15 protein-coding genes are annotated in these 18,529 nt (G+C 67.3%); 1 reads left to right on the plus strand and 14 read right to left on the minus strand.

The window, feature by feature from the left end; translation table 11 throughout:
- Positions 1-49 precede the first annotated feature (49 nt).
- The 14 genes from FFS49_RS42900 to FFS49_RS06895 form a co-directional block, all read right to left on the minus strand.
- On the minus strand, positions 50-1,861 hold the full coding sequence (locus FFS49_RS42900; protein ID WP_105817014.1) for an amino acid ABC transporter permease/ATP-binding protein: 1,812 nt from the start codon (positions 1,859-1,861) through the stop codon (positions 50-52).
- Positions 1,861-3,183, minus strand: a complete 1,323-nt coding sequence (locus FFS49_RS06835; RefSeq protein WP_039372021.1) for an LLM class flavin-dependent oxidoreductase — start codon at positions 3,181-3,183, stop codon at positions 1,861-1,863. The genes FFS49_RS42900 and FFS49_RS06835 overlap by 1 nt, the downstream gene beginning before the upstream one ends.
- 43 nt (positions 3,184-3,226) lie before the next feature.
- Entirely contained in the window at positions 3,227-4,228 is a 1,002-nt protein-coding gene (locus tag FFS49_RS06840) for an LLM class flavin-dependent oxidoreductase (protein WP_105817015.1), read from the minus strand.
- Positions 4,229-4,379: 151 nt separating this feature from the next.
- Positions 4,380-6,857 (minus strand): TonB-dependent receptor, encoded by a 2,478-nt coding sequence (locus tag FFS49_RS06845; protein ID WP_039371802.1) that lies wholly within the window; start codon positions 6,855-6,857, stop codon positions 4,380-4,382.
- Between the two features lie 118 nt (positions 6,858-6,975).
- Positions 6,976-7,917 (minus strand): ABC transporter substrate-binding protein, encoded by a 942-nt coding sequence (locus tag FFS49_RS06850; protein ID WP_105817016.1) that lies wholly within the window; start codon positions 7,915-7,917, stop codon positions 6,976-6,978.
- A gap of 30 nt (positions 7,918-7,947) precedes the next feature.
- Positions 7,948-8,505: a GNAT family N-acetyltransferase gene (locus FFS49_RS06855; protein ID WP_171026730.1), complete on the minus strand. Its 558-nt coding sequence runs from the start codon at positions 8,503-8,505 to the stop codon at positions 7,948-7,950.
- A gap of 218 nt (positions 8,506-8,723) precedes the next feature.
- Positions 8,724-10,256, minus strand: a complete 1,533-nt coding sequence (locus FFS49_RS06860) for an MFS transporter (RefSeq protein WP_105817018.1) — start codon at positions 10,254-10,256, stop codon at positions 8,724-8,726.
- A gap of 4 nt (positions 10,257-10,260) precedes the next feature.
- Positions 10,261-10,806 carry a GNAT family N-acetyltransferase gene (locus tag FFS49_RS06865; protein ID WP_105817019.1) on the minus strand — a complete coding sequence of 182 codons (546 nt, stop codon included), beginning with the start codon at positions 10,804-10,806 and terminating at the stop codon, positions 10,261-10,263.
- A gap of 78 nt (positions 10,807-10,884) precedes the next feature.
- A complete protein-coding gene (locus FFS49_RS06870) occupies positions 10,885-11,769 on the minus strand; it encodes an alpha/beta fold hydrolase (protein ID WP_105817020.1) in 885 nt (294 codons plus the stop codon).
- On the minus strand, positions 11,766-13,463 hold the full coding sequence (locus FFS49_RS06875) for an ABC transporter ATP-binding protein (protein WP_105817021.1): 1,698 nt from the start codon (positions 13,461-13,463) through the stop codon (positions 11,766-11,768). The genes FFS49_RS06870 and FFS49_RS06875 overlap by 4 nt, the downstream gene beginning before the upstream one ends.
- Complete coding sequence (locus FFS49_RS06880; protein WP_039371818.1) at positions 13,460-14,290, minus strand: ABC transporter permease; 831 nt, start codon at positions 14,288-14,290, stop codon at positions 13,460-13,462. The genes FFS49_RS06875 and FFS49_RS06880 overlap by 4 nt, the downstream gene beginning before the upstream one ends.
- Positions 14,287-15,288, minus strand: coding sequence for an ABC transporter permease (locus FFS49_RS06885; protein WP_105817022.1), 1,002 nt, complete (start codon positions 15,286-15,288; stop codon positions 14,287-14,289). Before FFS49_RS06885 ends, FFS49_RS06880 begins: the two co-directional genes overlap by 4 nt.
- 4 nt (positions 15,289-15,292) lie before the next feature.
- Positions 15,293-16,921 (minus strand): ABC transporter substrate-binding protein, encoded by a 1,629-nt coding sequence (locus FFS49_RS06890; protein WP_223274278.1) that lies wholly within the window; start codon positions 16,919-16,921, stop codon positions 15,293-15,295.
- Positions 16,921-18,162 carry an SfnB family sulfur acquisition oxidoreductase gene (locus FFS49_RS06895; protein WP_105817023.1) on the minus strand — a complete coding sequence of 414 codons (1,242 nt, stop codon included), beginning with the start codon at positions 18,160-18,162 and terminating at the stop codon, positions 16,921-16,923. The genes FFS49_RS06890 and FFS49_RS06895 overlap by 1 nt, the downstream gene beginning before the upstream one ends.
- Between FFS49_RS06895 and FFS49_RS06900 the strand changes: the two genes are divergently transcribed.
- Positions 18,161-18,511 (plus strand): hypothetical protein, encoded by a 351-nt coding sequence (locus tag FFS49_RS06900; RefSeq protein ID WP_137909722.1) that lies wholly within the window; start codon positions 18,161-18,163, stop codon positions 18,509-18,511. The genes FFS49_RS06895 and FFS49_RS06900 overlap by 2 nt on opposite strands.
- Positions 18,512-18,529: the final 18 nt, after the last annotated feature.

The following is an 18,529-nucleotide window of genomic DNA, read 5'->3' on the forward strand; positions in this document are numbered from 1 at the left end:
GTCGCCCACGCGATACGCCCGGCGGAACATGCGGCCATGCGCAGCCCCACTACGACAACACCTTCGACAGGAACTCGCGCGTGCGCGGATGCGCCGGGGCCGTCAGCACCGCCGACGGCGGCCCCGACTCCACGACGCGCCCGCCATCCATGAAAACGATCGTGTCCGCCACTTCCCGCGCGAAACCGATCTCGTGCGTCACGATGATCAGCGTGGTCCCGGATCGGGCAAGCTGACGAATCACGTCGAGCACTTCGTTCACGAGTTCCGGATCGAGCGCGGAAGTCGGCTCGTCGAACAGCAACACCTTGGGCTTCAGCGCAAGCGCGCGCGCAATCGCGACGCGCTGCTGCTGGCCGCCGGACAACTGACGCGGCCACGCGTCGGCCTTGCCGGCCAGGCCCACCCGAGCGAGCAGCGCGCGTGCTTCCGCTTCCGCCTGCACGCGCGGCAGGCCGGCCGCCACCGGCGCCTCGACGATGTTCTCGAGCACGGTCAGATGCGGGAACAGGTTGAAGCTCTGGAACACCATGCCGACTTCGGCGCGGCGGCGCAGGATGTCCTTTTCCTTGAGCTCGTACAACGTGCGCCCGTCGCGGCGATAACCGACCAGTTCGCCGTCGATGTCGATGAACCCCTCGTCCACGCGCTCCAGATGGTTGATCGTGCGCAACAACGTCGACTTGCCTGATCCCGACTGCCCGAGCACGACCGTCACGCTCCCGGACGGGATCGCCAGCGACACGTTGTCGAGCACCTTCAACAATCCGAAGCTCTTCGATACGCGGTGAATGCCGACCGCCGCGCCGATGCGCTGCTTCGCCCAGCCGGCCGTCTCCGCACTCGGCGCGGCAGCAGCGTCAGGCCGGGTGTGAGCCACCGAGCTACGGAGCAGCAATGCCTCGACCGCAAGACGGCTTTTGCGCAGGATTGCGAAGAGGCCCGGCACGGCGACCGCGTCACGCGTCGCACCGCGCGCATAGTGGCGCTCGATATGCACCTGGATCGCCGACAGCACGGTCAGGATCACCAGATACCAGACGGTCGCGACCATCAGCATCGGGATCACTTCGAGGTTGCGGTGGTAAATGATCTGCACCGTGTAGAACAGATCCGGCATCGCGAGGATATAGACGACCGCGGTGCCCTTCGCGAGGCCGATCACGTCGTTGAACGCGGCAGGCAGGATCGCGCGCATCGCCTGAGGCAACACGATGCGCCAGGTCTGTCGCGCGCGCGGCAGGCCGAGCGCAGCCGCGGCTTCGCGTTGCCCGTGATCGACCGACAGGATGCCGCCGCGGATCGCCTCTGCCGCAAACGCGGCCTGCGTCAGCGTGAGCCCGAGAACGGCCGCCATGAACGGCGTGATCAGATCCGTGGTCGGGCCGTGCAGGAACACGATGTCCGTGAACGGGATACCCAGCCTGACCGTGTCGTACAGGTAGCCGAGATTGTTCAGCAACAGCACCAGGACGATGGCTGGAATCGAGCGGAACAGCCAGATGTACGCCCATGAGCACGACGAGAGCAGCGGCGAACGCGAGAGCCGCGCGAGCGCGAGCGGAATCGCCAGCGCGAAGCCGAGCACCGCACCGAGGGCCGTCAACAGCAGCGTCTGCCCGAGACCCGCGAGCACGGCTTCCGAGAAAAACCAGTGGGCAAAGACGTTCCAGCCCCAGCGCGGATTGCCGAGCACCGAATAGAGGACGGCCGCGATCAGCACGATCGCCGCGACGGTGCCGGCCGTTCTCGCCGGATAGCGGGCGGGAACGACGCGGTAATCCGCGTAGTCGGGGCCCGCCGGCGCCGCGGTGTCGGGCACGAACGGTGCGCGGCCGGCAAGCCGGGAGAGGTCGTTCATCACGCGGTCTCTGCGGTTGCGTAGCGGCTCGCGCGACGCGGCAAGCCGAGATGGTCGCGCAGCGTGGCACCCGGTAACGCGCGGTCGTAGCGGCCTCGCGCTTCGAGTGCGGGAATCACGTAACGGACGAAATCGTCGAGCCCTTCCTTCTGCACCTGGAAGCCGAGGATGAAGCCGTCAGCCGCGCCTGCATCGAACCAGCGGATCAGTTCGTCCGCGACGTCCTCGCCGGTGCCGATGAACCCCGGTTTCGGCGTGGCGACTTCAAGCGCGACCTCCCTGAGCGTCGAGCCGTTTTTCCGGGCCTCTTCCTTGATGCGATCGGTCGTGGAGCGGAAACTGTTCCTGCCGAGTTCGCCCAGTTCGGGAAACGGCGCATCGAGCGGATACTGCGAAAAGTCGTGATGCTCGAAAAAGCGGCCGAGGTAGGCCAACGCCTCGTCGATCGTCAGCAGGTCGCGAATCGCGCGGTATTTCGCGTCGGCTTCCTCGCGCGTCGCGCCGACGATCGGCCCGATGCCGGGGAAGATCTTCACGTCGCTGCGCGCCCGGCCGTGCGCCACCGCGCTGTCGCGCACGCGCTCGGCAAATTCGCGCGTCTCGTCCAGCGACGGCGCGTGCGTGAACACCGCATCGGCATACTTGCCGGCCAGCCCGATGCCCGCATCCGACGAGCCGGCCTGGAAAATCACCGGTTGCCCCTGCGGCGAGCGCTGGATGTTGAGCGGCCCGGCGACCTCGAAAAAGCGGCCCTTGTGGTTCAGCGTGTGCAGTTTTTCGCGATCGAAGAAGCGGCCGTTTGCGCGGTCGCGCACGAAGGCATCATCGTCCCAGCTGTCCCACAGGCCTTGCACCGTTTCCAGATATTCATCGGCGATCTCGTAACGCAGCGCATGATCCGGATGTTCGCCGCCGTAGTTCTTCGCCGAACCCTCGAGCGGCGACGTCACGACGTTCCATCCGGCACGCCCGCCGCTGATCAGGTCGAGCGATGCGAACTGGCGGGCCACCGTGAACGGATGGCTGTACGACGTGGACAGCGTGCCGGCGAGCCCGATCTTCGAAGTCGCCGTCGCAAGCGCGGACAGGATCGAGATCGGCTCGAAGCGGTTCAGGAAATGCGGGATCGACTTCTCGTTGATGTAGAGGCCGTCCGCGACGAACACGAAGGCCACGCCGTTCGCTTCGGCCTTCTGCGCGATGCCGGTGACGAAATCGATATTGACGCTTGCGTCCGCCGGGCCGGCCGGATGCTTCCACGAATTCATGTGGCCGCCGGCGCCGTGAAGGATCAGTCCGAATGTCAGGTTACGTTGGGTCATGTTCAGATCCACATGCGAGGAATGGAAAAGGCGCGAATCGCAGTCAGACGACGATCGGCTGCTCGACGCGTGCCAGCGCTTCGACCGATGCAAGACGTTTCGCCGGGTCCGTCACCGGGTTGTCGATCACGAACTCGTCGATCCCGAAACGCTCGTGCAGCGCATCCAGTTCCCGGTGCACTTCTTGCGCGGTGCCGGCCAGCACCTGCGGATGCAGTTCGTCGATCCGGTAGTCGGTCACGCCGATCTGGCGCGCGAAATCGGCCGCCGCCTCCGCGCTTGGCAGGTTGACGCTCTGCCCGTCTCCGAAACGCAGCTTGAAGATTCTCAGCGCGCCGACCTGACGTTTCGCGTCTTCGGACGACTCCGCGGCGACCGCGAACAGTGCGAGCAGCGGCACGCGGCCCGTCGCGTCGCGATAGACGTCGATCGACCGCTCGATATTGGCAACGTCGCCGTTGAAGTGGCCCGCGTAGCAGAACTGCCAGCCGTGCCGCGCGGCCAGTTCGGCGCTTTCCGGGCTGCCACCCAGCAGGATCCGCTGCGGCGGCTCCGCAGGAGAAGGCAGCGCGAGCGCGCCGGCCAGCGGATGATCCGGCGCGACGCCGTCACCGAGAAACGCATCGAGCTCGGCGAGTTGTCCGGCGAAATCCGGCTTCTTCGACTTGTCGTGAAACCACTGCAATGCGCGCGTGGAGAGCGGCAGCCCGCCGGGCGCCTTGCCCACGCCGAGGTCGACGCGGCCGGGCGCGATGGACGCCAGCACGCGAAACGATTCGGCGACCTTGTAAGGGCTGTAATGTTGAAGCATCACGCCGCCCGATCCGACGCGAATTCGGGACGTGTGCGCGAGCAGATGCGACACGACGATTTCCGGTGCCGAGCTCGCGAGCCCGGGCGCGCCGTGGTGTTCCGCGATCCAGTAGCGCTTGTAGCCGAGCGCTTCGGCACGCTTCGCGAGCGCGATCGTGAAATTCAGTGCGTCGTGCGCGCTCGCCCCTTCTGCAATCGGGCTTTTGTCGAGAATCGAAAGGGAATAAGACATGAAGCTCAACCTTTTAGAACGGCTGACCCGCCGGCACGAAGCGGCGTCCGGCGGGTGCCGATACAGCGGAAAACACCGGGCAGACCAGTTATTATCGATAACGGATCAACGTCCCGTTACGGTCATTTCTGCTATGGATATGGTCGTTCGATCAGAACAGATAGCGCGCGCGCAGATAATAAAATCCGCCGTTGACGCCGATCGTGCTGCCGCCGCTGTACTGAATACCTTCCAGTTGCGTCTCGAAAGGCAGCTTGCTCGGGCGAACGTCGAACAGGTTTTGCGCGCCCGCCGCGATCTGGAACTGCTTGGTCACGTCGTAGCGCACTTCCAGGTCGGTCACGTACCGCGCGGCTTCCTCGTAGTGAACGAACTGCGACGTCGAGAATGCGTTCGGGCCGACGAAGTACGTCCCCTCGCCCGAGGTCTTCCCGTAGCGCGTTTCATGCAGCGTGACCGCCCACTTGTCGAGACGCCAGGTGCCGCCGATGATGATCTTGTTCTTCGGTGTCGTCGTGGACAGCGACGCGATCTGCTGTCCGTTCAGCGACGGCTTCCCGTTCGATCCGTTCGCCACGTGCGTGACCGACGTCGTATTCAGGTTCACGCCGAAATCCCAGTCCACCTGGCCGTAGCGACCGAACCCGGTGTGATAGGTGCCCGCGAGGTCGATCCCGCGCGTGCGCGTGTTCGCGCCGTTGGTGAAGTAACTTGCGCTGACCGCCGATGCCGGCACCGAGCCCGGCACGCTCAGGCCCGCCCCTTCGAGCGCGGCGATGGCCGCGGCGCCCGACGCGGTTCCGCCAAGAACGATCCGGTTGCGGATATTGATCTGGTACGCGTCGATCGTCAGCTGCAGGTTGCGAACGGGATTGAGCACCAATCCGAAGTTGTAGCTGGTCGACTGCTCGGGCTTCAGCGCCTGCGCGCCGATCAGGCGCGCGCCGGGCGACGTCGTTGCCAGGATGCCGCCCACGGAGGCCGGCGACGTCGTCACGCTGGTATAGGACTCCTGGGCCAGCGACGGCGCACGAAAGCCCGAACTCACGCTGCCGCGAACCGCGATGGCCGGCGAGAACTGGTAGCGGGTGGAAACCTTGCCGTTGGTCGTGTCGCCGACGTCGTTGTAGTGCTCGTAACGGCCCGCCAGGTTCACCTGCCATTTCGGCGTCAGGTACGTCGACAGATCGACGTACGTGCCGATCACGTTGCGCGAGATGTCGCTCGCGCTGACCGGCGCCAGGCCCGGCAACGCAGCCGACCCGCCATCGATCCACGATGCCTGCTCGCCATTGCGGATCGTATAGGTTTCGCGACGCTGCTCGACGCCCACGGCGACATTCAGCGGTGCGGGCAGCAGCGGGACATTGAATGCCCGCGACAGGTCGAGGTTGTTCGTCAACTGGGTGTTGCTGACGGTCGACAGATGGAAGGTGGTCGGCGTTGATCCCGTTGCCGCGTACAACCCCGTGTTGGCGGAATTGCGCATCCCGAACACGCTGTAGTCGCCGCCATAGGTCGTGCTCAGATCCCATGCCCAGCCGAACAGGTTCTTGCCCTTCACACCGGCCGTCACCGAGTAATCGTTCTCGTTGATCGTTTCGACCGGCACGAACCCGTTCGGGTAGACCTGCGGCAGGACCGACGGTGGACGATAGTTCTGGTACGCGTCGCCGTTGCGATGCGCATAGGTGCCGAACCCGTAGAGCTCGACGTCGTCGCCGAGGTAGTAGCCGGCGTTGAAGCCGACCGTCTCGCGCGAGCTGGACGGGTCGCCGAGGATCGGGTTGTAATAGCCCTGCCCCTGCGGAAACCGCCCGAAATAGTCGTCGGGCCCCGTGCGGATCGTATGGTTCTGCCGGTCGAATCCGGCGCTCAGATCGAGGAAACCCTTGTCGGCGATGTTCAGGCCGATCGTCGCGGATTCGCTGGTCTTGAAGCCGTCGCCCGAATACGTCTGTCCGTTGGTCGTCGCGAGTTCGCCGCCGTGCGTGTTGCGCTTCAGGATGATGTTGATCACGCCCGCGATCGCGTCGGAGCCGTACTGCGCGGAAGCACCGTCACGCAGCACTTCGATATGGTCGATCAGGCCCACCGGAATGGTATCGATATCCACGCCGGTCGAGCCCTGGTTCAGTCCCGGGTCGAGCGTGATGTTGGCCGTCGTGTGGCGGCGCTTGCCATTCACCAGCACGAGCACGTGGTCGGGTGTCAGGCCATGCAGCGACAGCGTGTCGGTCAATACGCCGGTATCGCCCGAGTACGACGTCCGCGTGATCGACGGCGACAGTTTCACCAACGCATCGCGCAGGTTGGTCTGCCCCGTCGCGCGCAACTGATCGCCGCCGATCACGTCGATCGGCGTCAGGCTCTTGCTCGCGCGCGTCTCGGTGCGCGAACCGGTGATCACGACCCGGTCCTGAACCTGTACCTTGCCGTCCGGCGCGGCCGAAGCCGACGATGCCGGTGCGACCGCGCTACTCGCCGGTGTCGCGACCGCTGCCGCTGCGTCCCCCGCTCCCGCTTCCTGCGCCCAGGCCGCGCCATGAAAAACGCCAGCCGCCACCGCCACCGATATCACCGTCCTGCGCGTCTTCGGCGAAACCCCTTCGCCCCGTTTGTGCTGCATGATTTCTCTGCCCCTTGTCGATTGAAGGCACGTAGCAAGCTGCCTTTCAGTAGTAGTACATATGATTTATAAAACGCCATTCTCAGCGGCGGCCCTTCTTCATCCGCTCAAGACCGAATCAGAGATCGGGAAGCCCCGGAGGATTGGTCGAGGCCTTGGTGATCGCCTCGCTGTCGAGATTCCATCGGCTCAGTACCTGGCGATATTTGCCGTTCTGAATGAGGTCGTTGATCGCATAGGTAATGGGCGCCGCGAGCCCGCTATCCTTGCGAGTCGTGACAGCGAGCTCTGCCGTGCGAGGCCACCCGCCGCTTACCGCGCCGACCTGCCTGATCTTCGCACCCTGGCTCACCTGGTAAGCCAACACCGCATTGACGCTGAAAATCGCGTCGGCGCGTCCCGATGCCAGCGCCAGCGTGCGCACGGAGGGATCCTCGTAATACAGCACGTGAATCGGCTTCAGCCCGTGTGCGACGTTTTCCTTGTCCCATGCCAACAGGATTTTTTCCTGGTTGGTGCCCGAGTCACCGATGACCCGCAGTCCGGCGATATCCTTCGGCTCGCGAATCTGCTTGATCGCGCTGTTCTGCTCGACGTAGAAGCCGAGCACGTCGCGTCGATAGGTCGAGAAGTCGAACTTCTGCTTGCGCGCCTCGGTCACGGTCACGTTCGACAGTACCGCGTCGACTTTCCCCGACGCGACGGCGAGCGGCCAGTCCGCCCACGCGAGCGGCACGAGCTTGAGCTTCAGGCCGAGTTCGTCCGCCACCAGTTGCGCGAGATCCGGATCGGCCCCGACGATCGTTTTCGCATCCGTGGCATACACACTGATCGGCGGAACACTCACCGAGATCCCGACCGTCAGCACACCCTTCTCGACGAAGCGGAAGTTCTCCGGAATCAGCTTGATGGCCGCGGCGTCCGGCGTGCCGCGCGGGCGATCTTGCTGATCGGGGCTCAGATTCAACGATGGCGCCGACTGTGCGAGGCCGGCCACCCCCATGACGACGAGGGCAAGCGCACCGGACACTGCCAGGCTGATTCCGCGACGACGATTCATGTTTCGATATCCCGTAGAAGTATTCATCCGTCATGCGCCGAACGGCCGACCCAACGGCCGGTCCGGCTTCAAATCCTGCAAACGATCGGTACGGCCAGGCTCGAGCAGATCCTTGGCGAACGGCAGCCGCCAATGCACTTCCGGTGCGATCGCCGGGTCGTATAGCGGTACATAGCCGGTGCCGGCATAGAGCGCGGAGGCCTCCGGTTGACGAAATCCGGTCGTGAGATAGACGCGCCGGTAGCCTTGCTGTAACGCACGGAGTTCCAGTTCGGCCACCACGCGGCGCGCAACGCCCTGGCGACGCACGCCGGAATGCGCCCAGATGCGCTTGAGCTCGGCGGTGGTTGCGTCGTAGCGCTGGAATGCGCCGCCGCCCACGACTTCGTCACCCCGGCGAATCAGCACGAAGGCGCCGTCGGGCGGTGCAAACAGTGCGGCCGGATACGCCAGGAGTTCATCACGCACGACTTCCGCGGGCACCGAGCGAAAGTCCTGATATCGCGTGGAATACTCGACCGACAACTCGTCGAACATGGGCAGCGCGAGCGGATCAAGCGGGGATGTGTCGATTACTTCGTCTGTCACTGATACGCCAGATGCTTCGAGTCATCTGCCTCTGATTTGCCGGATTGGATCGATTTGTTCGACACGGTTAATTTCCTGTGTCGCGAGGCCCAATAGTGCGCGTTAACCATTCATGCGCAAACCAAGCATTTTTGAAATCGTTATGCACACAGATACACATAATCAGGATGACATATCGTAAAGGTCGGAATGCAACAAAGGCATGGATCGTCTGCCGGTCACGTCGTCGGGCACTGTGCTCGCCTGCTTGCCCAGTCCGTGCATGCCGCCACGAACGCACCGGCGACCAACAGCAAGATCGGCATCAGCACTTCGACGAATGCATCGCGGTATGCCGTCAAACCGGCAGAAGACGATGCCTGCACCAGGAACACCCCCGTTCCCCACGACATGCCGATCGAGCACGCAAGCCGCTGCGATAACTGCAGAAACCCTGCAGCCAGCCCACGCCCCTCATCCTGGCCGATCTGCGCGAGCGTCATCGCCTGATTCGGCGCATGAATCAGGCCGCCGGCGACGCCCTGCAGCAACACGATCGCGGGATACGTGAGTACGATCCAGCGAATCTCGAAGAATTCGGCCGCGCAACCTTGCGCGGCCACGGCAAGCGCATGACACGCTATCGCGAACACGGTTCCGCCGCGGCCGAAACGCCGGACGAAACGCCAGCTCCACATCGCCGATGCGGTCGATGCCAGCGCGGCAGGAATCGACAGCGCCGCATAGAGCAGCGGGTCGACATGCAAGCCGTCGAGAAAGAACAACGCACTGACCATCCCGAGCGTAACGCCCGCTGCGAACTGGCACATCGCGACGATCGTACCGAGCACATAGCCGCGCGAGCCGACCAGACTGCGCGACAGGATCGGTGTGCCGCCGCGACGCTGATACGCGGCTTCCCACGCGAGAAACAACGGCAGCCCGGCCAACGCGACCGCGAGGCACACGCGCCGCGACGGCATCGCGGCACTCCCGACCAACGTGGCGAGCATGAGCGCAAGCGTGATCGCGGACAAAAGAATCAACCCGATCAGGTCGATCGAAAACCGGCGAGCCGACGGCCGGTGGCGCGGCAAATACCGAAGCGCCACGCAGAAGACGGCAACGCCGAACGGGGCATTGACGAGGAACAGCAGCCGCCAGCCGATGTCCGTCGGAACCGATGCAAGAACCAGCCCACCGAGAAGCGGGCCGACGAGCGCCGACAAGCCGCCGGCCATCGCGTATCGCCCGAGCGCCCTGGCTTGCGCCGTGCCGGTGAACAAGTCCTGGATCAAGCCGAATATCTGCGTATTGATCATCCCCGCGCCGAGCCCTTGCAGCACGCGTGCGGCGATCACCGTTCGCGCATCGTCCGCCAATCCGCCCAGTACGCTGAAACCGGTAAACATCGCGAGCCCGGCCAGAAACAGCAGGCGGCGACCGATCACGTCGCCCAGCCGGCCGGCCGGGACGAGCGCGATACCGAACGCGATGGAATAAACCGACGTGATCAGCTGTATTTCCGCTGTCGACGCGCGCAGTCCGCTCCTGAGCGCCGGCACCGCAAGCGTGAAGATCGCCTGATCGAGAAGCGTGGTGAAGCCCATCGCGACGCAGATGCCCAGCACGATGTCGGCACGGGTGTCGTGCGAAGCACCGCGCGCATCGAGCCGTCGCACGAGCCAGCCGAACCGGCCGGACGGTCGCGCGCGGGCAACGGCATCTGCAAGCTCGGTGTGCACGCAAGCGTGCGGCTCGTCCGGCGTCATCGACTCATTCCACGTTGCCGGTATGCACCGGCTGAACCGGCAGCAGATATTTCTCGAACAACACGCCGGGCGGCGCATCCTCGCCGAAATCGTGCGACGACAGCAGCGTATAGCCGGAGGACCGGTAAAGGCCGACCGCTTCGGGCTGCCGCGGCCCGGTTCCCAGATGCACGCGCGTGTAGCCTTGCCGGCCAGCCTGCGCTTCCAGCTCGGCCAGTACGCGCCGCGCCAACCCCTGACGCCGATGCGCGCGGCTGACCCAGATGCGCTTGAACTCCGCGGTGGCCGGCGTGTGATGACGCATGAACGCACCGCCCGCGATGGCCCGGCCCTCGCGCAACAGCAGCAGGAACGCGCCATGAGGCGGCGCGAAAGCTTCGACCGGATAGCGCACGAGCTCCCTGGCGAGTTCCTCCTCGGGGATATAAGCCGCGTAACGGCTGCTGTACTCGTACGCGAGCTCGTCGAACAGCGGCTGCGCGAGCGGGTCCCGGGCCGACACATAGACGAGCCGGTCCTGCCGATCCAACGAAACTTCGACTTCAGACATCAAACGCCTCCTCTTCCACCGTTATTCGAACCCCTGGCCGGTTTGACATGATCCATCGGCCGACGCATACATCGACGCTCACGCCGACGGCGCCGGCTGAACGGCGCGCTCGAGCAGCGCACGCAATGCGGCGCCGACCTGATCGGGCCGCTCGAGCATCAACTGATGTCCGCAGGCGGCCAGCACGTCGAACGTCGCATTCGGCAGCGCATCGGCCAGCGCACGCCCGCCGGCCGGCGGCGTCAGCCCATCGGCATCGCCGGCCAGCACGGCGACCGGCAAGTCGAGCGCGGCCAGCCGCGCCGCGTCGGGCCACGGCGCGTCGCGCAGCACGGCCTGGAACGTCGTCATCCGGTTGCGGCGCGCCACGCGCGACTCGTACGCGACCAGTGCCGGATCGGCTTGCGGATGCCATGCGAGCCGCCGAAACCGCCGTGCGAACACCGGCTTGATCCATTCGAGCAGCCAGCCCGGCAATGCCGGTGGCCGGGTCACCGGGCGCGCGAGCTGCGTGCCGAGCAGCAGCGCGCCGCTTGCTTCATGCAGCCGCCCGAGCACCGCGAGCCGATCGAGCAACGCGAGCGTGCTGCCCGTGCCGAGCGAATGCGCGACGAGCACGTTGTGCGCGCCCTTGTATCGGTCGAACAGCGCGAGATAGTCGAGCAGCGTTTCGTCGCCGTGATAAGCGCCGCTTCGCGCGGGTGGGCGCGGGCTGTCGCCGTGGCCGAGAAAATCCCATGCGACGAGTTCGTAGCCCGCATCGGCGAACGTGCGCCACTGCGCGCGCCACTGGTTCTTGTTGCCGCCGCCGCCGTGCGCGAAGAACAGCACCGTCCCCGCATGCGGCGAGCCGAGCGGCGCGGCGCGATGCGCGACACTCAGCGTGCGGCCCGCACGCACCTCGACCGGCACGCCGGCCACGACGGCCGAAGCATCGGCCGCGACGTTCGAAACGGAGGTCATGATTGTTCCTCGTTGATGCGATGAGCACGCGCGGCTGCGTCCGCGGTGCCGCTCGCTGCCGCACGCGCGGGCAATACCGGTATCGCGTCGAGCAACGCGCGCGTGTACGGATGGCGCGCAGCGCCGAACACCTGCGCGGTGTCGCCCAGCTCGACGATCCGCCCCGCCTGCATCACCGCGATCCGGTCGCAGATCTGCGCGGCGACGCGCAGGTCGTGCGTGACGAACACGATCGCCATCGCGCGGCGCCGCTGCACCGACGCGAGCAGATCGAGCACCTGCGCCTGCACCGACACGTCGAGCCCCGAGACCATTTCGTCGGCGACGAGAATCGACGGGTCGAGCGCCAGCGCGCGGGCGAGGCTGATCCGTTGTCGCTGCCCGCCGGAGAATTCGTGCGGATACCGGTCGAGTGCATCCGGCGGCAAGCCGACCTGCGCGAGCAGCTCGGCCGCCCGCCGATACGCGTCGCGGCGGCCGACACCGTGCGCGAGCGGGCCGGTCGCGACGATCTGCGCGATCGTCTGGCGCGTGTTCAGCGATGCGTACGGATCCTGGAACACCATCTGGACGTCCCGACGCAGCGGTCTCAACGCGGAGTCGGCCAGGCGCACGAGATCGTGCTCGCCGCGCAGCACGATCCGGCCCGCATCCACCCGCGCGAGCCGCACCAGCGCACGCGCGAGCGTCGACTTCCCCGAACCCGATTCGCCGACGATGCCGAGCGTCTCGCCGGCATGCAGCGTGAAACCGACGTCGATCAGCGCATCGACGCCGCTCCGGCCACGCACCGGCAGGAACGGCAACGCACGACGCGACGCATAACGCTTGTGCAGGCCGTTCACGTCCAGCAGCGGCACGCCGCTGCGAATGACGATGCGCGGCTCGACGCGGCCGTGCGGCACCGCATCGAGCAACGCGCGCGTGTAGGGATGACGCGGCGCACGCAGCACATCGGCCGCGCGGCCACTCTCGACCGGTTCGCCGTCGCGCAACACCACGACGCGATCGGCGACACGCGCGACCACGCCAAAGTCGTGCGTGATCAGCAGCACGCCGGTTCGCCGCGTGCGCGCCGCGTGCTCGATCAGCGCCAGGATGCGCGCCTGCGTGGTGACGTCGAGCGCCGTGGTCGGTTCGTCCGCGATCAGCAGCGCCGGTTCGAGCGCGAGCGCCATCGCGATCAGCACGCGCTGGCGCTGGCCGCCCGACAGCACATCGGGATACGCATGCCGCAGCCGCTCGGGCTCCGGCAGGCCGACGTCGCGCAACAGCGCCGTCACGCGCGCGGCGCGCGCCGCACCGTCGCCGCGACCGCCCAGCACACGGTGGATGCGCAACACTTCATCGACCTGCGCACCGACCGTCATCAACGGATTCAGCGCGGCGAGCGGTTCCTGGAAGATCATCGACACGTCGCGGCCGCGAATCGCGCGCCATTCGGCGTCGCTGCAATGCGCGAGGTCGCGGCCACGCAGTGCGATGCGCCCGCCCGCGTGCCGCACGCCGCGCGGCAGCAGGCCGGCGATCGCAGCCGCGAGCAGCGACTTGCCCGAGCCGGACGCGCCGACCACGCACAGCACCTCGCCGGGCGCGAGCGTCAGCGACACGTCGCGCACCGCGTCGCGGCGTTCCGCGCCGGCCGGCAACGCGAGCGTGAGCCGCTCGATCGACAACAGCGGCGCGCCGCTCATCGCCCGTGCTCCGCAAGCGCCGACGCGTGGCGCAACCCTTCGCCGACCCGGTTGACCGCGAGCGCGGTTGCGACGATCGCGAGCCCCGGCCAGATGCTCAGCCACCACGCGTCGCGCACCACGTTGCGCGCCGCGCCGATCATGAAGCCCCAGCTCATCTGCGACGGATCGCCGAGCCCGAGGAACGACAGCGCCGATTCGGTGAGGATCGCGGTCGCGACCATCAGCGCGGCCAGCACCGCCAGCGGCGGCCAGACGTGCGGCAGGATCTGGCGCCGCACGAGCGCGGCGGGCGACTCGCCCGCAAGCCGTGCGGCGAGCACGAACTCCCGTTGCGCGAGCCCGATGAATTCGCCGCGCACGAGCCGCGCGATCGCCGGCCACGATACGGCGGCGATCGCGACGATCGTCGATTCGAGCGACGCACCGAGCACGGCCGCGATCGTGACCGCGACCGCGAACTGCGGCACCGTCTGGAACAGCGTCGTGACCGCCATCAGCGCCCGGTCGACCGAGCCGCCGCACCAGCCAGCCAGCGCGCCGATCGACACGCCGAGCGCAAAGGTCGCGACGGTCGCCGCGAGCCCGACGAACAGCGACACGCGCGCGCTCCATAGCAGCGCGACCAGCACGTCCCGCCCGAGCATGTCGGTGCCGAGCGGATGGCCGGCCTGCAGCGGCCGCAGCAACGGCTCGCCGGCCATGCGCCACGGCGACGGCAGCCACAGCGGCGCACTCAACGCGACCAGCGCGACGACGGCAAGGAACAGCATGCCGGCCGCCGCACCGCGCGCGCGCACGAAACGGCGCAGGAAGCCGCGCGTCATCGCGCCCCCCGCCAGTCGATGCGCGGATCGACGATCCCGTACAGCAGATCGGTCAACGCGTTGAACAGCACCACGAGCGCCGCGACCACGGCGAGCAGCCCGAGCAGCACCGGATAGTCGCGCTGCAGCAGCGCGTCGTACATCAGTCCGCCGAGACCGGGCCATGCGAACACGATCTCGGTGACGAGCGCGCCGCCCGCGAGTTGCCCGAGCTGCAACCCGCCCAGCGTGACGACCGGCAACAGCGCATTGCGCAGCACGTGGCGAATCATCACGCGCCGCTCGGACGCGCCTTTCGCGCGCGCGGTGCGGACGAACTCGCGTTCGATCACCTCGAGCATCGCGGCGCGCGTGAGCTGCACGTAGATCGCGCCGTACACGAGCCCGAGCGTCGCGGCCGGCAGCACCAGGTGCGCGGCCACGTCGAGCGCCCGGCGCCAGCCCGTGTAGCCGGCGCCGACGCTTTCCATCCCGAACGACGGCAGCCAGCCGAGCACCACCGAGAACACGATCACGCTCATCAGCGACAGCCAGAACAACGGCGTCGCATAGACGATCACCGCGAGCGCGCCGATCGCGCGGGCGACGCGGCGCATCCATGGGCCGCCGCGCGACTCGCCATAGGCGGCAACCGCACCCGCCGTCACGCCCGTGACGACCGATACGGCAAACGCGGCCGCCATCAGCAGCAGCGTCGCGGGAAGGCGGTCCAGGACGAGCTGCAAGACCGGCAACTGGTTGCGGTACGAGAAGCCGAAATCGACGTGCGCAAGATCACGCAGATACAGCGCGAACTGCTCGACGAGCGGCCGGCTCAGCCCGAGCTGCGCACGCAGCCGCTCGACGTACGCGGCGTCGCCCGAGCCCGCGTCGCCGGCGAGCATCAACGCGGGGTCGCCCGGCGCGAGCCGGATCAGGAAGAAGTTCACGATCAACACGCCCAGCACGACCGCAAGGCCCCTGAGCACCGTCGACGTCAAACGCAGCGCCGTGTTCATCGCGTCATCCGATCCACGTGTCCTCGAGGCTGTCGTTCACGCTGGTGGCCGTGCGCAGCAGGTTGTGGACGTTGCGCCGGTACACCGTCGGGTTCACCATCTCGAAGATGTTCGCGATCGCCGCGTCGTTCGCGAGCGTGGTCTGGATCTGCGCGTAGCGCGCGCGGCGCGCGGCCGGATCGGTGTCCAGCGCGGCCGCGTCCCACAGCGCGTCGGCCTGCGGATTGCGATAGCCGGCGACGTTGCCGAACGGCGAGCCCTTCGAGATGCCGTCGATCCGGTACAGCGGCGCGACGCCGAAATCCGGGTCCGCGTTCTGGAACAGGAAGTTGTAGCTCAGGTCGAAATCCCAGTTCGCGACGCGCGCATACCAGCCGGCTGCATCGGTCGTCTGCACGCGCAGCCGGAAGCCGGCCTGGCCGAGCGCCTGCTGCGTGTATTCGGCCACCCGCTCCCACGCGCCGCCCTTCTCGCCATTGATCAGCACGAGCGGAAACTTGCCGACGTCGACGCCCGACTGCCGGATCAGCGCGCGCGCCCGCTCCGGGTCGTACGCGAAACGCGGCACGTTCGGATCGTAGAACGGCGACGACGACACGAACGGCCCGTTCGCGACCTTGCCGTAGCCGAAGAAGATCCGGTCGACGATGAACTGGCGATCGAGCGCGTGCAGCACCGCCTGGCGTACAAGCACGTTGTCGAACGGCGGCTTGCGCTGGTTCAGTTCGAGAAAGGCCATGCCGGTGAACAGTTCCCAGCCCTGCGTCGTGATCGCGACACCCGGCAGCTTCGCGAGCCGAGCGATGTCCGCGTAGTCGACGTCGCCCGCACGCAGCGCATGGATCTGCCCGCGCTCGAACGCGATCGAGCGCGCGGCCGCGTCGGGTACGACGTTGAACACGATCCCGTCGAGATACGGCAGCCCCTTCTTCCAGTAATCCGGGTTGCGCGCGACACGGATGTACGCGCCGCGCTTCCATTCGCGGAACACGAACGGGCCGGTGCCGACCGGATGCTGGTTCGCGGGATTGCCGCGCGGGTCCTTGCCCTGGTACAGGTGCGCCGGCAGGATCGGCAGCAGCCCGCTGCCGAGCAGGTTGATCAGCCCCGCGTACGGCTTCTTCAGGCGGATCGTCACCTGCAGCGGGCCGCTCGCATCGATCGACGCGACGTACTTGTCGAACGTCACCTTCGTGCGAGGCAGCGCCTGCGGCGCGATTTCCTTCAGCGTGACGACCACGTCCTGCGCGCCGAACGGCTGCCCGTCATGCCAGCGCACGCCCGGTTGCAGGTCGAACGTGTACGTCAGCGCGTCGGCCGACACACGCCAGCTGCGCGCGAGCACCGGCACCGCACGCAGTTGCGGGTCGAAGCCGAGCAGCCCCTGGAAGATCTTGCCGCCGACGTATTGCGATGCGACATGCGGCGTCAGCGCGTTGACGAGCGACGGCGGCTCCGGCTGCGCGAACAGCGACAGCGTGCCGCCGCGCACCGGCGCCCCTGCGGCGTCCGCCGCGAACACCCGCGCTGCGCCGCCGAGCCCGGCCGCGGCCCACGCGGCGGCGAGCGCATAACGGCGTCGCGCCGGGTCCGTCGGCGCGAACGGCGATGGAGTGGTGAGCGTGCCGGTCATCACAGGTAGCCGTGGCGCGGCGGGTTGACGTGGTTGAGCACGTAGTTGCCGATCGCGTGGTATTTCCAGCGCACCGGGTCGTGCAGCGTATGCGTGCGTGCATTGCGCCAGTGACGGTCGAGGTTGTATTCGCTCAGCACCGAGCGCGTGCCCGACAGTTCGAACAGCTTGTTGGTCGCGAGAATCGCGACCTCGGTGCTGAGCACCTTCGCGGCCGCGACCTGCACCGATGCATGCGCGACCTGCGCGTCGTCGAGGTCGGCCGGCAACGCGTCGAGCGCCGCGGCCGCGCGATCGAGCAGCGCTTCGGTCGCGAGCAGGCGAACCTGCACGTCCGCGACGTCGCGGATCACGTACGGATCGTCGGACGCGCGCGCGATCCCGCTGTCCGCCCACGGCCGGCTGCGCGTGCGCACGAAGTCGAGCGTGTCGGCCAGCGCCGCGCGCGCGATGCCGACGTCGATATTCGCGTGCAGGTACTGCGACACCGGGCCCGCGAGCGTCGGGCGCTCGAACGCGGCCTGGATCGACACCACGTCCTGCTCGTCGACCTCCACGCCCGACAACGTCAGCGTGCCGCTCGCCGTCGTGCGCTGCCCGAAGCCGCTCCAGTCGTCGACGATGTCGAGCCCCGGCCGGTCGCGCTCGACCAGCGCCTGCACGTAGCGGCCGTCGTCGTCGATCGCGAGCACCGCGATCCAGTCGGCGAACAGCGCACCCGTCGAATAGAACTTCTGGCCGTCGAGCACGAGCCGGCCGCCGCGCCGCGACAGCCGCGTGCCGATCTCGAGCGCGTTCTTCGTCCCGCGCTCGGACGCCGCATGGCCGATCCGCGCGCCGTCGAGCACGAGGCCGAAGAACTTGCGGCGCTGCGCGTCGTCGCCCGTCAGCCGGATCACGTCGAGCGCGTGGAAGTGATTCTTCGGCAACTGGCCGATCGACGGGTCCGCCTGCGCGATGGTCCGCACGACTTCGCCGAGCGTCGCGAGCGACACGTCCGCGCCGCCGAACGCGCGCGGCACCGTGATGCCCCACAACCCGCTGCCCGAGAACAGGTCGAGCTCCTCGAACGGCAGGCGCCGCTCGCGGTCGCGCAACGCCGCGTCGCGCGCCAGTTCGCCGGCGAGCCGGCGCGCGGTTTCAAGCGCATGCGCGTCGTCGGCGATGCGGCTCGCGGGCGGACGGGAGGACAGCGGGGACGACGCGCGGGCCGGCGTGTCGGCGGACGTGAAAGCGTTCATGAAGATCCTCGTGGACGGGTGCATGGCTTCCGTCGACAGCAAGCACCGTGCCAATGCCGTCCTGTCGGCCTGTGCGGCGATCGCACCGCATGCGGCGCGCTGGATTTCCAGCGAGATGCCGCAAATGCAGCACGGCGCGCGCTGCGCGGCGCCGCTGCTGGAAATCCAGCAAAACGACTGGAACGCATGTGCACGCGCCGTGTTGCCGAGGCGGTGCTTTAGGCGTCAGGCCTTTGCGGGGCGTGCTCGAGCGCCCATTGGCACGCCTGTTGCGAAGCCCCGCTCACGCACTGCCGAACTGCGCCGCCATCGATCCGATGCGCGGCACCGCGCCGGACCACACGCATAACAACGCTTCGATTTGGGG

Source organism: Burkholderia sp. 4NA327C6, assembly GCF_005502655.1.
GTDB classification, from domain to species: Bacteria; Pseudomonadota; Gammaproteobacteria; order Burkholderiales; family Burkholderiaceae; genus Burkholderia; species Burkholderia contaminans.

What these genes read in the sequence shown, in the direction of transcription:
- FFS49_RS42900 (WP_105817014.1), bottom strand. Translation starts at nt 1,861, where the DNA reads ATGAACGACCTCTCCCGGCTTGCCGGCCGCGCACCGTTCGTGCCCGAC.
- FFS49_RS06835 (WP_039372021.1), bottom strand. Translation starts at nt 3,183, where the DNA reads ATGACCCAACGTAACCTGACATTCGGACTGATCCTTCACGGCGCCGGC.
- FFS49_RS06840 (WP_105817015.1), bottom strand. Translation starts at nt 4,228, where the DNA reads ATGTCTTATTCCCTTTCGATTCTCGACAAAAGCCCGATTGCAGAAGGG.
- FFS49_RS06845 (WP_039371802.1), bottom strand. Translation starts at nt 6,857, where the DNA reads ATGCAGCACAAACGGGGCGAAGGGGTTTCGCCGAAGACGCGCAGGACG.
- FFS49_RS06850 (WP_105817016.1), bottom strand. Translation starts at nt 7,917, where the DNA reads ATGAATCGTCGTCGCGGAATCAGCCTGGCAGTGTCCGGTGCGCTTGCC.
- FFS49_RS06860 (WP_105817018.1), bottom strand. Translation starts at nt 10,256, where the DNA reads ATGACGCCGGACGAGCCGCACGCTTGCGTGCACACCGAGCTTGCAGAT.
- FFS49_RS06865 (WP_105817019.1), bottom strand. Translation starts at nt 10,806, where the DNA reads ATGTCTGAAGTCGAAGTTTCGTTGGATCGGCAGGACCGGCTCGTCTAT.
- FFS49_RS06870 (WP_105817020.1), bottom strand. Translation starts at nt 11,769, where the DNA reads ATGACCTCCGTTTCGAACGTCGCGGCCGATGCTTCGGCCGTCGTGGCC.
- FFS49_RS06875 (WP_105817021.1), bottom strand. Translation starts at nt 13,463, where the DNA reads ATGAGCGGCGCGCCGCTGTTGTCGATCGAGCGGCTCACGCTCGCGTTG.
- FFS49_RS06880 (WP_039371818.1), bottom strand. Translation starts at nt 14,290, where the DNA reads ATGACGCGCGGCTTCCTGCGCCGTTTCGTGCGCGCGCGCGGTGCGGCG.
- FFS49_RS06885 (WP_105817022.1), bottom strand. Translation starts at nt 15,288, where the DNA reads ATGAACACGGCGCTGCGTTTGACGTCGACGGTGCTCAGGGGCCTTGCG.
- FFS49_RS06890 (WP_223274278.1), bottom strand. Translation starts at nt 16,921, where the DNA reads ATGACCGGCACGCTCACCACTCCATCGCCGTTCGCGCCGACGGACCCG.
- FFS49_RS06900 (WP_137909722.1), top strand. Translation starts at nt 18,161, where the DNA reads ATGAAGATCCTCGTGGACGGGTGCATGGCTTCCGTCGACAGCAAGCAC.
- FFS49_RS06895 (WP_105817023.1), bottom strand. Translation starts at nt 18,162, where the DNA reads ATGAACGCTTTCACGTCCGCCGACACGCCGGCCCGCGCGTCGTCCCCG.